We start from the raw sequence: 12,884 nt of genomic DNA, 5'->3' as shown, positions 1-12,884 counted from the left end.
GTCCTTCACTCCTACTTTTATAGTTTCCATGCAGTTATACGTAATTTGAAGATAAATAGTTTCAACAAACAAGATTATTTCTTTATTGATGTTCTTCCTTTAAACTGTTAATAGCAATAAATAAATGGGGTAATACAAATGAAAAAAATATATAGTGACATTAGACAATTTCGCGGAAGTCATTATGATTTTGGATTCTATCAGGGCGAAGAATTAAAGAATTCGCCGATTATAAAAAACAGAACAAAACAATGGAAGACGCGCAAAGCCCGTTTTATTATCGATGAACGATCAGTAAAGGAAGCACTTGGACCATTTGCACCGAGAATATGGGACGAACTTGCTGGCCTTAGGGACGGATTAGGATGGACAATAGACGATGTTTTAAAGGAATTTGGTGGCTACAGATTGGAATATGTTCGTTCAGGGTGCTCCATATTCACAAATACCGACTATATGATTAGAAACTATGATTATCACCCCAGGACATATGAAGGGCGATTGATGATTTATCAGCCAAATGATGGCGGTTATGCTGTAATTGGCCCATCCCAGCGTATTACCGGACGAATGGATGGGATGAATGAAAAGGGATTAGCTATGGGGTATAACTTTATTCATCGAAAAAAACCGGGTGACGGGTTTATTTGTAACATGATTGGCCGCATTATTTTGGAACGTTGCGCCAGCGTGAAGGAAGCGGTGGCAATGCTGAAAGAAATTCCGCACCGTCATTCATTTACCTATACTGTTTTGGATAAAAATGGGGTAACCTACGTTGTAGAGGCGACACCACGTGGGGTAGAGGAATACCAATCAAACGTTTGTACAAATCACTTTGAATTGCTAAAACACGAAAATCGTCATCATTTGGCTGATTCATATAAAAGAATGCAGGCAATAAATGAAAGCAAAGGGAATGTGACGGATAAGTACCAGGCATTTCGTATGATGAATGATTTGGATAAAGGGGTTTTCTCTGACGATTATCGAAATTGGTCAGGAACCATTCATACGTCGGGCTATTTCCCAAAAGAAGGAAAAGTATGGTTTGCCCTTGGCGGTAACCGTGAACCAGTAATATTTGATTTTAAGAAATGGATGAGTGGCGAAAGGATAACAACTACACGCATTTTAGGTCAGGTTGATACCGATTTACCGTTTGCTCATATGTATTAATATTGAGGTGTCATAATGAAGAAGTATTTAACTACAAAATGGGCGGTAATTACAATCGCAATATTTTGCTCGCTGCTATGGGGGAGCGCATTCCCGGTCTTAAAAGTAAGCTATACGGAGCTGCAAATGGTACCGGAAGATACAATCGCAAAAATCGTTTTTGCAGGATTGCGTTTCTTGTTAGCCGGGCTAATATTGTTAGTAGGCCTTTTTATTGTCAATCGGAAAGCGCTGCTTGTTACAAAGCGGCAGGTTCTTTTTCTCATTCTATTTGGGATTATTCAAACCGCTATTCATTACTATTTTTTCTACAATGGACTCGCTAATACAACCGGTATGAAGGGCGCTATTTTGGTATCGAGCGGCACCTTTTTTACGGTGATACTTGCCCATTTCTTTTACCGGAACGACCGATTGAATATACCGAAGATGATTGGGCTTATTGCTGGTTTCGCAGGGATAGTTGTAGCAAATTGGGGTCAATCCTTTCAATTAGGGTTTGAATTGAAAGGAGAAGGATTCATGATTTTAGCAGCGTTAACTGGAGCGGTAGGGACAATCATGGCAAAAGAGCTTGCTGTTGGTATCCATCCATTTGCATTGACGGGCTGGCAGCTCACGTTTGGATCCGTGCTCATGTTGGCATTTGGACTGCCACAAATGAAATCTGATGCAATGGTGTTTACATCACTTGGTTTAGGTCTGTTAATTTATGCAGCTGTTTTATCAGCGGTTGCGTTCGCCTTGTGGTATTCATTGTTAAAATACAATAAAGCTGGCGAAATCAGTATTTATAAATTTGTTACTCCAGTTGCCGGGACAATTTTATCGGCAATTTTCATTCCAAATGAAAACCTAAACTCGATGATACTTGGAGCACTTCTGCTTGTTGCGATAGGAATCGTTGCTATTAATTATCGAAAACGGCATTCTGCGGGTAATAGAAGTTAAAAACCTAAATGTTCTCTACTAAAATACACAGTATTTACTTTACAATTCACCTTAAAATAGTATAATTATACTGTTGAAAGTAGAAGGGTGGCAATACTTTGTTAGGAATTGAATTAACACAAGAGTCCTTACTTGCATTATTGCAAATTATTGCACTGGACATTGTGCTTTCAGGCGACAATGCCATTGTTATTGCCATGGCAACGAAAGGATTACCAAAAAAACAGCAAAATAAAGCAATTATTATTGGTACAGGTGGAGCAGTTATCTTACGAATAATATTTGCAGCAATCATTGTTTATTTGTTACAAATTCCACTTGTTCATTTAGTTGGCGGTTTATTACTTCTATGGATTGCCTATCATGTATTAGTAGATGATGAGCCGGAAGCCAATATCAAATCACAAGGTACGCTTCCAAAGGCAGTTGGAACAATTATAATGGCTGATGCAGTAATGAGCCTGGACAATGTAGTTGCAATTGCTGGAGCAGCCCATGGCCACATTGGAATGATCGCAATTGGTGTATTAATCAGTATTCCAATTATGATTTTTGGGTCCAAACTGATCGTCAAAGTAATGGACAAGTACACGTGGATTGCCTATGTTGGTGCAGGAATTCTGGCCTGGACAGCAGGGCAGATGATAACGGGTGACGAGTTTATCATTGATTGGTTAAACCTTAATAATGGACCAGTAATGTACGCCATCATCGCTGTTATTACACTTGGACTATTATTAGTTGGATATATACGCAATAAGAAAACTGCATAAGTAAGTTACTTAAGTGAGAAGCTATCAGTATTGGCTTCTTTTTTTTACTAAAAAATTGATATAAATTCTTCATATATGTTTTAATACTAGGGTATAATGGGAAAAAGAATAATGATATAATTCTTATTTAAAATTAAGCTGATTTTGTTATAGGAGGCTATTAAATGAAACTTTTTCAAGTTAGAAAGGGGCAATTTGTTTACTATAATAATGAATTGCACAAGGTTTATTCCGTTAAGGCCATGTTCAAAAAGTCTGTTCACTTATACAGACTGAAGGACATGCAGCAAGTATTATCGAAGGCTAGTGATATCCAGTTATACAAACCTAAGCATTTGGATTCGTTTATTTTCTACGGGAAAAGATATACCATTGACCAAAATAAACGACCTGAAGCTGGGGACTATATTTTAATTGTAAAGCCAGCACCAGATTTCCTTGATCATTATTCATTAAATGAAATCGAAAAAGTAGACAATGTTGAAGATGGTAATGTTGTTACAACTCGTGATAATGGAGTTAAACATAATGAGTATGTTCTATTAGTTCCAGGGAAATTGGAGAACAGCCAGGATATAGCCTACTTAGACAAAAATTTGGTATCCTCAACACAGGAAGCAGATGATGAAGCACTTGGTAACTTAGAAGATACTGATTCCCAGATGCGACCTGTTGTTGGCGATATTTATTTGGATAATATAAGTCAGACAAAAGCGATGATTGTTGCAATGACGGACGGTGAGGTTATTTTTGGACATGGGGTAACCGTCCATGTGAGTGAATTGGTAGATGAAGAAAAGTTTACACTAATCTATCGTTCTGAAGAAGACCTATAAGAGGCAGTGACAAAAGTGTTTTAGTCAAAGAGAAATCCGAACTATGATTCAAAATTCTTTATTAGAATTTGTATTAGTCCGGATTTTTTCATGGCTATATTTATAGACCTTACTTCTCATTGGGTTTAAAATGCGACGTATTCTAATAATCATGTTTGGTGGTCCAGCGACCACCACGGAAAGCGAAGTATATTCAAGTTGCGATGATAGATCCACCTATTTGTGTATTAACTATACCTTTTTCAGTGCCCTCAGCTTAAGCTCGAGGAGGCCATGAAAGCGCTGTGTTTTTTAAGCTGCGGTGGACTTATACTCCTATAGTTACGTCGTAGTTTATATCGACTGCGAAATAAGATTACTAAATTAAGCTTTATAACCAATGATATTAATTGGATCTTTTGGTGATGAGTAGGGTGGGGAGTATGCGAGTTCTAATTCTGTTAAATCTGTGACAGTAAGCCCGCCCTTTATTGCTGTTGCTAAAACTGCCAGTCTTTTGTCAACACCATTTTCACCAATTACCTGAGCGCCAAGAATTGTTTGCTTCGTTTTATCAACTAAAACTTTGATACAGATTTTTTCAGCTCCGGGATAATACCCTGCATGTGATAATGCTTCATGTTTTACTTCCTGGTAATCAATTCCTAGTTCATCTAGGGCTGCTGCTGAATGCCCCGTGGAAGCAACACTAAGGTCAAATACTTTAAATATTGCCGATCCTAGTGTTCCCTGATATGGAATCTTGTTTTCATTCAGGTAACTTGCAATAATGAATGCCTGTCGATGTGCCGGCCATGCAAGAGCGACATGGCGTGTTGTGCTGGTCATATAATCGGAAGTCTCAACCGCATCTCCTAGTGCAAAAATAGCTGGGTCATTTGTCTGCATATATTCATTGACGGCGATTGCGCCTAAATCACCAATTTGCAATTTTGCATCGCTTGCCAATTTCGTGTTTGGTGTTATCCCGACTGCTAAAATGGTCATATCCGCCTGCATGCTTTTGCCACTGCTTAGCTGCAGTGTTCGCCCCTCATTTGCGAAAGATTTAATTCCATCATCCAGAACAAGCCTGACACCTTTTGCCTGCAGATGTTCCTGAATCATCTGAGCCATATCAAGATCAACAAGTTTCATCACCTGTTTGGACCGATCGATTATTGTACAGTCAATCCCAAGTGTTTGCAAATTTTCAACCATTTCTAGACCAACAAATCCGGCGCCGATGATGGCACATGTTTTCGGTTTATTTTTATCAATGAAATTATGAATTGCATCCATTTCCGATATTGTATGAAGTGGAAATGTGACTTCCTTATTTAATCCCTCCAAGTCAGGTTCTGATGCATGGGCGCCAGGTGAAAGGATCAGCGTATCATACGATTCTTGATAATGGTGATCACCTGCCTGATAAGTGATTTCCTTTTTTGCACGATTAATATGAATAACCTCGGAATTTGTATGTACATTTACATTGTACTTTTCAGCGAAATCCTTTGCATCTTTTAAGAGATTATCGCGCTCCACAACTCCTCCGATGTAATAAGGCATTCCACAATTGGAAAAAGCAATATGTTTACCTTTATCAAAAAGAATAATTTCCGTTTCCTGATTCATTCGTCTAATTTGGGCAGCAACAGTTGCTCCACCGCCAACCCCACCAACAATAACTACTTTATTTCCCAATTTGACACACACTCCTTTCATTCTCTTTTATTCTACCCGTTTGTATTTGATTATAAGCTAAAAAGAAGCACTGAATTTATCAGTGCTTCTAATGTCTACAAGATTCCGAGTGATCCGAGAAAGACAATAATGATTGTGATTGGAACAACAAACCGCATAAGCTGAAACCATAACTGGAACCAGCTGCCTGATAGCTGACTGCTATAGGTGAATTCCTGTTCCATTAGTACTTTGTTCATTTTAAACCCGATAAACAAGGAAATCATTAAGCAGCCACCAGGTAATAAAATATTGCTCACTAGAAAATCACTCGCATCAAAAATGGTTAAATCAAAAATTTTAAGGTCTGCCAGTGTGCTTGATGATAAAGCAGCAGGGATACCAGCAATGAAAATAATAAACCCTGCAATAGCTGCAACTTTTTTTCGCGACCGATCCTTATTGGCTGTAAAGGCGGATGTTATGATTTCCAGCATACTAAACGATGAAGTAAGTACTGCGAATAAGAATAGCAATAAGAATAAGCTTAAGAATACCTCACCAAAAGGCATCAGTGCAAAGGCCTCCGGTAAAACCATAAATAATAGACCTGGTCCCTCCGCCGGGGTTAATCCAAATGAGAATACTACTGGGAAGATAGCTAACCCTGCCAATAACGATACAATAATATTCATTATTGAAACGGAACCTGCCGACATTGGCAGACTAACGTCTTTACCCAGATAAGAACTATACGTTACCATCACAGAAATACCTACCGCAAGTGAGAAGAATGACTGGCCTAAAGCATACAGGACACTCTCCCCAGTGATTTTTGAGAAATCCGGTTTAAGGAAAAATTCCAGGCCTTCCATTGCGCCTTCAAAGGTAACCGCTCTGATAACCAGTACAATAAAAAAGACAAATAATAATGGCATAAGTATTTTACTGGCACGTTCAATTCCATCTTTAATCCCAAATGAAACGACAATAATATTCAGCAGCATAAATAGTGCAAGTCCCATAATTGTTATTAATGGATTACCAGTTATAGACGCGAATAGTTGTTCATAATTTGCACTGTCTTTTATGATCATTCCAGGAATGGACAAGGCAGAATAAATAAGGACCCATCCACCCACGACACTGTAATATGACATAAGCAGAAATGCTCCAAATACACCCCAACGCCCGACAATGGACCAGCCACTATTTGGTGCGAGCTTTTTGTAGGCGCTGATCGCCTCTTTTTGTGCACCGCGGCCAATGACAAACTCAGCAATTAACAGCGGTAATCCGATGATGATTGTGAAGCCAATGAAAAGTAAAAAAAATGCGCCGCCACCATTCATTCCCGTCATGTATGGGAATTTCCATATGGCCCCAAGGCCAATTGCTGCTCCTGCTGATGCTAAAATAAATCCAATCTTTGATGACCACTGATCTTGTTTTTTACTCATACATTAACTCCTTTATCATATTAATTATCTAATAAAAATACCATGTTCTTATGGGTTAGTACAAGACTAAAGAAGAACATGGTAGAAAAATCCTGGCTCTCAGCCAGAACCGGGAATTAGATTTTTGTGCGGATCCCCCACAATTCCGGGAAAAAATAGTGGTCCAAAACTTTTTTCAAATAACCGACACCAGACGAGCCACCGGTACCAATCTTGTGACCGATAATTCGTTCCACTGTTTTCATGTGGCGGAAACGCCATTGCTGAAACCAGTCCTCCACATCAACAAGCTTTTCTGCTAGCTGATAGAGTTCCCAGTTATCATCAACATTTTTATAGACTTCAAGCCAAGCATTTTCGACAGAATCATTTTCGGTATAAGTTTCTGAGAAGTCACGATTTAATATATCGTTATCAATTTCAAAACCGTTTCTAGCTAGAGCTTGAATAGCAACGTCGTAAAGACCGGGCTTATGGTAGGCTTCTTCCAAAAGAGCATGGACCTCAGGATCTTTCTTGTAAATTTCTAAAATGAATGGAGTCTTGTAGCCGAGAACAAATTCAACCAGGCGATATTGATAGGATTGGAACCCTGAAGCATTGCCTAGCTTATCACGGAATTTCATATATTCTGCTGGTGTAAGGGTGGAAAGTACGTCCCACGCCTGAATAATTTGGGTTTGAATTTTCGATACACGTGACAGCATTTTCGAAGATGACTTTAAATCATCCTCATTAATCGCATCTATTGCTGCCTGTGTTTCATGTATAATCAATTTCAACCATAGTTCACTAACCTGATGAATGATAATAAATAACATTTCATCATGATGATTGGATAATCTTTTTTGACTGGACAGCAATGAATCCAATTGCAAGTAGTCACCGTAAGTCATTTTTTCAATAAAATCTGTGTGGATGCCTTTTTCTTTTTTGAATGCATTGTTTTCATGCGAGTCTGTCATGGTGATGACCTCCTAATTGTGATCCGTTTCCGTTTTTTTCCGTAGTACTGCGCGAACCGGGCTGCCGTCCGCACCTTTAATTGCGAGTGGCAGTGCAATTAATTCGTAGTTACCCTGTTCTACGTTATCAAGCATCAAATTCTCTAAAATATGAATTCCATTAGTATACAGTGCATGGTGTGTAGGTAATTCTTTGCTGTCAAGTGCATCGACAGAAGGCATATCTACGCCAATTAGTTTGATTCCTTTTTCCGCTAAGAAGTCCGCAATCCGTGGATCGAGGTTAGGAATTTGTTCAGGAAAGCGTGTATGGTCATTTGGCAGTGAAGTCTTTAATAATACACGTGTAACTCCATCAAATGAAAAGTTGCCTAAGGTTTCAACGGTGATCTCCTGTACATTTCCCACATCGAGAACAATTGCTTCACCCACATACAGATTAACGTCTAGTTCATCAATCCTTTTACCATCATTATCAAAATGAAATGGTGCATCGATATGTGTACCGGTATGCACACTTGTGGTTATCTGCCCAATATTGACAGAACCAGAATCCTGTTTAGCAATTGTAAGTGAATAGGAAAAAGGTGTATCCTCAGGCCAATGTGCCATATCATTTGTTAATGGTTGCGAAACATCAATCCATTCATTCGTCATTATGCAATTACACCTCGTTTATTTTCGTATTTTTTGTATCGTTCTTCCTGCATGATTGTTTTTAAAATCTGAACAGTTTCCCATACTTCTTCAAACGTGTTATAAAGTGCTACCGGGGCGAGTCTAATTCCGTTTGGCGTTCTAAAATCTGGAATAACCTTATCTGCTTTTAATGCCTTGCATATACGGGCAGCTTCCGTATGTTCCAAATAAATATGACCACCACGCACGGCATCATCTTTTGGGTTGGCAATAGTAAATTGATAGTCTTTCAACTCGACTTCAATAAGTTCCATCATATATTTCGTTAATTGTAAGGATTTATTGCGAACGCGGTCGATACCAGCCTCCTGGAAAACTTTCAATGATCCCAGCAGGGGTGCAGCACTCAGCACATGAGGTGTCCCAATTTGGTATGCACCGGCATCTTCAGCAGCGGTAAGTGTATGCGACATATCAAATTGTGTTTCTTTTGATGAACTAAACCAACCCGCAAGGCCAGGTTCATTTCCAAAGTGCTTCTTATTTACATATAAGCCAGCAACACATCCCGGGCCGCCATTAAGGTGCTTGTAGTTACACCAAAATGCAAAGTCAACTCCCCAGTCGGATAGGTGGTGCGGGATAGAGCCAATGGAATGACATAAGTCAAAACCAATCACGATTCCGCGTTTATGGGCTTCTCTTGTGAGTGTTTTCATATCCAAAATTTGGCCGCTGCGATACAGAACACCAGGCAGCATGATTAATGCAACATCATCCGTCATTGCTTTAATGATATCAGCTGTATTCAAGGTATTGCCGTCACTGCTTTGCACCTGGATTAAATGCTCATTTGGGTCATATCCTTTTAATTTTAATTGGCTTTTTAGCGCATATATATCAGACGGGAAGTTTAAAGCGTCTGCCAGAATTTTTGTTTTCTTCCCATGTGGTTTATAGAAGCTTGAAACCAGCTGATGGAGATTGGTTGTCGTCGAACCTGTAACAATCACTTCTTCCATTCTTGCACCAACTAAAGGGGCGGTCATTTTCCCAAGCTTTTCTGATAGATAGAACCAAGGCTCCACATCTTCTGTCCAGCCATCGATGGCATGCCTTTTCCAGGAGTCTAGTAATTTTTCCAGGGAATCCGCTGCTTGTTTTGACAGTAGTCCCAGTGAATTTCCATCGAAATATATCGTTCCATATGGAAGGTGGAATTCATCCCGAAATCCCAGTAAATCGTCCTGTTCATCTAAAAATTGTGCATATGTTCTTTCTGTATTCAACGGTAAGCACCTCTTTTTAATTGATAGTTAGGTTTTAATAGATATCTAAACTATATATTTTCCATTGATAAGTGTCAAAAAATGATGTGAAAAGTTTAACTTTTCCGCCGGGAATTTTCCACTGTAAAAGAGGAATTTCCTAAATGTGCATCGAATACTATGAATAATCTAATATTTGGGGAGGAGGATAGCGTGATAGTGCGTTTAAAAAATGAATCTGAGGAGGGCGACCATGGAGAATACAATTTGGTCACTGGTACCGCCATTATTAGCTATTATCATGGTGCTACTTACAAAGCGTGTACTGCTGTCACTTGGTGTTGGGATAATTGCTGCAGCTTTTTTCATTAAAAGTTTCGACGTATTGGCTTCACTGACTATTATTTGGGATGCGTTTAAAGGTGTATTTGTTGCTGATGGGCACTTGAATCAATGGAATGTGTTTATCCTGCTGTTCGTGCTAATCCTTGGAATTCTAACAGCGTTCATTAGTATGATGGGTGGTACTAGGGCCTTTGGTGAATGGATGATTAAACGGGTAAAGACACGTATCGGCGCTCAGGTGATGACAGCAATCCTTGGAATCATTGTTTTTGTGGACGATTATTTCAATAGTTTAACTGTTGGGCAAGTGGCCAGACCGGTTACCGATAAACACCGGGTATCAAGGGCGAAACTTTCGTATATTGTAGACTCTACTTCGGCACCTGTATGTGTAATTGCCCCTGTTTCAAGTTGGGGCGCATATATAATCGGCCTGATCGGAACAGTACTTGCAACGAACAATATCACGGAATACAGTGCATTTAGTGCATTTATTCAAATCATTCCGATGAACTTTTACGTTTGGGCGGCGCTAGGTGTTGTGTTTGTCATTGCAATCAGACAGGCAGACTTCGGGCCGATGAAAAAACATGAAAATCTAGCAGCTAAAACAGGACAGGTGATGGGCAAAGATAGCAAAGACAAAATCGATACCGCATCCAATCTTCCAATAAGTAAAATTGGACGAATCAGTGATTTAGTAGCCCCAATAATAGTTTTATTTTTTGCTACGCTTTGGTTTATTTATTGGACTGGAAGTAAAGCAGTTGAGGGGGAAGCGACGTTAATCAATATTTTTGGGAGTGCCGACGTACCAAAGTCACTTCTATATGGTGGTCTTACAGGACTTCTGTTGACGTTTATCCTGTTTGTAAGACATGTTCGGAGTAAAAATTTGTCTGGCAGGCATTTTGGACTTGGCCTGTGGGAAGGCGCAAAGTCAATGATCCCGGGATTCTCTATCCTAATCTTTGCATGGGTTATTGTTACATTGATTGGGGAACTTGGGACAGGAACTTATCTTGCTGGTCTGGTAGAATCGTCTAATCTAAGTATTATGTTTTTACCATTCATTGTATTTGTAATGGCAGGGTTTATTGCATTTGCGACCGGTACCTCCTGGGGTTCATTTGGGATATTGCTTCCAATTGCAGGTGAAATTGCAGCTGCTGCCGATCCAACATTGCTTCTTCCAATGCTTGCAGCAGTTTTAGCAGGTGCAGTATTTGGCGACCATTGTTCGCCAATCTCTGATACTACTATTTTGTCGTCAACAGGATCAAATTGCGACCATATGGATCATGTAACAACACAAATACCGTACGCTTTATTAGCAGCAGGGCTGTCAGGTCTTGGCTATTTAGTGCTTGGCATTACTGGGAATGTATGGGTAGGGCTTGCGGTAGTTATTCTCGGCTTGATTGTTTTATTTTTTACATTAAAAAAGCCAGAAAAAGTTTTAAATTCAGAGGAAAGCGTTGCCCAGTAAAGGATTTGCTGGATAACCAGAAAACTGTATATTATAAACAATTGCAAATTTTAGATCACTGATTTATACTGATTCTATAGGCGTGAAATGGCGTTTCATTAATTGAAATATGGGGGATAATGATGGCGTTTGTTTCTGAGAAAATAAACACATTACCACCTTACTTGTTTTCGGAATTTCAAAAAAAGAAAAAGGCGCTTGAAGAAAAAGGCGTAGATGTGATTGACCTTGGTATCGGTGCACCTGACTTGCCGACACCAGAATTTGTGATTGATCGATTGGTGGAGGAAGTCAGAAATCCGTTAAATCATCGCTATTCCACTTACAGCGGTGTAAAGGAGTTCAGACAGGCGGTAGCTGACTTTTATAAGGATCATTATAAAGTGGATCTGGACCCTGACACGGAAGTCCTGGCACTAATTGGTTCAAAGGAAGGAATTGCCAACTTGGTGCAGGCAGTAGTTAACCCCGGTGATACAGTGCTGGTTCCAAATCCGGGATACCCAGTTTATCGTACTGCCGTGCATCTTGCAGGTGCAAATAGTGTAGATTTGCCTCTCGACGCCGTGAATGGATATCAACCGTTGTTTGATCAGGTGTCAAAAAACGATGCAATAAAAGCTAAGCTAATGTTTTTAAATTATCCAAGTAATCCAACAGCGGCCACTGTTAATTCTGGCGTATTTTTGAAAGCGGTGTCATTTGCGAGAAATCATCAAATGATTGTTGCAAATGATGCAGCATACGACCTGGTGACGTTTGACGACTATCAGGCACCAAGTATTCTGCAAGCGCCCGAGGCGAAAGATTACGCGGTTGAATTTGGCTCATTATCAAAGAGTTTTAATATGACAGGCTGGCGCATAGGATATCTTGTTGGCAACAAAACAGTAGTAAAAGCTTTATCCACGTTGAAGAGTAACATCGATACAAGTCAGTTTCTTCCCATTCAACGCGCGGCAGCAACAGCATTGAAGAGTGACCTTGAAACTGTAAAAGCAAATAATAAGGTATATCAGGAACGCATGGAAAAGCTGCTTAAAGCTTTCCATGAACTAGGAATAGAGGCTGAAAGGCCAAAGGGAACAATATTTGTATGGGCAAAGGTTCCAAATAAATATACATCTGAATCATTTGCCAATCAATTGCTTGAGCATGCGGGCGTTATTGTAACGCCCGGCTCAGCATTCGGTTCGGTGGGAAAAGGGTATATCCGAATTGCATTGTCCGTTACCAGTAACAGATTGGATGAAGTGATCAAACGGATGAAAAGCATGTCTATATTTTAGGCACAGTGTAAAAGATGAGGTGAGT

At 39.6% G+C, this 12,884-nt stretch carries 11 protein-coding genes; 6 read left to right on the top strand and 5 right to left on the bottom strand.

Features of this window, described 5'->3' with window-relative positions; translation table 11 throughout:
- Nucleotides 1-138 precede the first annotated feature (138 nt).
- The 4 genes from CFK37_RS02365 (at nucleotide 139) to CFK37_RS02350 (ending at nucleotide 3,739) form a co-directional block, all read left to right on the top strand.
- Nucleotides 139-1,179: a C45 family autoproteolytic acyltransferase/hydrolase gene (locus tag CFK37_RS02365; RefSeq protein ID WP_089060394.1), complete on the top strand. Its 1,041-nt coding sequence runs from the start codon at nucleotides 139-141 to the stop codon at nucleotides 1,177-1,179.
- 15 nt (nucleotides 1,180-1,194) lie between these two features.
- Nucleotides 1,195-2,130: a DMT family transporter gene (locus CFK37_RS02360; RefSeq protein WP_089060393.1), complete on the top strand. Its 936-nt coding sequence runs from the start codon at nucleotides 1,195-1,197 to the stop codon at nucleotides 2,128-2,130.
- Between the two features lie 107 nt (nucleotides 2,131-2,237).
- Nucleotides 2,238-2,903, top strand: a complete 666-nt coding sequence (locus CFK37_RS02355) for a TerC family protein (protein WP_089063515.1) — start codon at nucleotides 2,238-2,240, stop codon at nucleotides 2,901-2,903.
- Between the two features lie 164 nt (nucleotides 2,904-3,067).
- Complete coding sequence (locus tag CFK37_RS02350; protein WP_089060392.1) at nucleotides 3,068-3,739, top strand: hypothetical protein; 672 nt, start codon at nucleotides 3,068-3,070, stop codon at nucleotides 3,737-3,739.
- A 363-nt stretch (nucleotides 3,740-4,102) separates the two neighbouring features.
- Here the strand turns inward: CFK37_RS02350 and CFK37_RS02345 are convergent, their stop codons facing one another.
- The 5 genes from CFK37_RS02345 to kynU all read right to left on the bottom strand — a co-directional run bounded on the left by CFK37_RS02345 (nucleotide 4,103) and on the right by kynU (nucleotide 9,778).
- On the bottom strand, nucleotides 4,103-5,425 hold the full coding sequence (locus CFK37_RS02345; protein WP_089060391.1) for a CoA-disulfide reductase: 1,323 nt from the start codon (nucleotides 5,423-5,425) through the stop codon (nucleotides 4,103-4,105).
- A gap of 95 nt (nucleotides 5,426-5,520) precedes the next feature.
- Nucleotides 5,521-6,864 carry a sodium-dependent transporter gene (locus CFK37_RS02340; RefSeq protein WP_089060390.1) on the bottom strand — a complete coding sequence of 448 codons (1,344 nt, stop codon included), beginning with the start codon at nucleotides 6,862-6,864 and terminating at the stop codon, nucleotides 5,521-5,523.
- Between the two features lie 116 nt (nucleotides 6,865-6,980).
- Nucleotides 6,981-7,829: a tryptophan 2,3-dioxygenase gene (gene kynA / locus CFK37_RS02335; RefSeq protein ID WP_089060389.1), complete on the bottom strand. Its 849-nt coding sequence runs from the start codon at nucleotides 7,827-7,829 to the stop codon at nucleotides 6,981-6,983.
- A gap of 12 nt (nucleotides 7,830-7,841) precedes the next feature.
- Nucleotides 7,842-8,486: an arylformamidase gene (gene kynB / locus CFK37_RS02330; RefSeq protein WP_425445357.1), complete on the bottom strand. Its 645-nt coding sequence runs from the start codon at nucleotides 8,484-8,486 to the stop codon at nucleotides 7,842-7,844.
- Nucleotides 8,486-9,778, bottom strand: coding sequence for a kynureninase (kynU, locus tag CFK37_RS02325; RefSeq protein WP_425445368.1), 1,293 nt, complete (start codon nucleotides 9,776-9,778; stop codon nucleotides 8,486-8,488). The genes kynB and kynU overlap by 1 nt, the downstream gene beginning before the upstream one ends.
- A gap of 211 nt (nucleotides 9,779-9,989) precedes the next feature.
- Between kynU and CFK37_RS02320 the strand changes: the two genes are divergently transcribed.
- Complete coding sequence (locus CFK37_RS02320) at nucleotides 9,990-11,570, top strand: Na+/H+ antiporter NhaC family protein (RefSeq protein WP_089060386.1); 1,581 nt, start codon at nucleotides 9,990-9,992, stop codon at nucleotides 11,568-11,570.
- A gap of 122 nt (nucleotides 11,571-11,692) precedes the next feature.
- The gene (locus CFK37_RS02315; protein WP_089060385.1) at nucleotides 11,693-12,859 is read left to right on the top strand and encodes an LL-diaminopimelate aminotransferase; all 1,167 of its coding nucleotides are present in this window, start codon (nucleotides 11,693-11,695) and stop codon (nucleotides 12,857-12,859) included.
- Nucleotides 12,860-12,884 lie beyond the last annotated feature (25 nt).

The sequence above is a fragment of the Virgibacillus phasianinus genome (genome assembly GCF_002216775.1).
Taxonomy (GTDB): domain Bacteria; phylum Bacillota; class Bacilli; order Bacillales; family Amphibacillaceae; genus Virgibacillus_F; species Virgibacillus_F phasianinus.
The sequence above is the reverse complement of the archived record's forward strand: the minus strand, read 5'-3'. Positions and strand labels throughout refer to the sequence as shown.

Excerpts from the sequence above, each read along its gene's own strand:
- CFK37_RS02365 (WP_089060394.1), top strand. The coding sequence starts at position 139 with ATGAAAAAAATATATAGTGACATTAGACAATTTCGCGGAAGTCATTAT.
- CFK37_RS02360 (WP_089060393.1), top strand. The coding sequence starts at position 1,195 with ATGAAGAAGTATTTAACTACAAAATGGGCGGTAATTACAATCGCAATA.
- CFK37_RS02350 (WP_089060392.1), top strand. The coding sequence starts at position 3,068 with ATGAAACTTTTTCAAGTTAGAAAGGGGCAATTTGTTTACTATAATAAT.
- CFK37_RS02340 (WP_089060390.1), bottom strand. The coding sequence starts at position 6,864 with ATGAGTAAAAAACAAGATCAGTGGTCATCAAAGATTGGATTTATTTTA.
- kynA (WP_089060389.1), bottom strand. The coding sequence starts at position 7,829 with ATGACAGACTCGCATGAAAACAATGCATTCAAAAAAGAAAAAGGCATC.
- kynB (WP_425445357.1), bottom strand. The coding sequence starts at position 8,486 with ATGACGAATGAATGGATTGATGTTTCGCAACCATTAACAAATGATATG.
- CFK37_RS02320 (WP_089060386.1), top strand. The coding sequence starts at position 9,990 with ATGGAGAATACAATTTGGTCACTGGTACCGCCATTATTAGCTATTATC.
- CFK37_RS02315 (WP_089060385.1), top strand. The coding sequence starts at position 11,693 with ATGGCGTTTGTTTCTGAGAAAATAAACACATTACCACCTTACTTGTTT.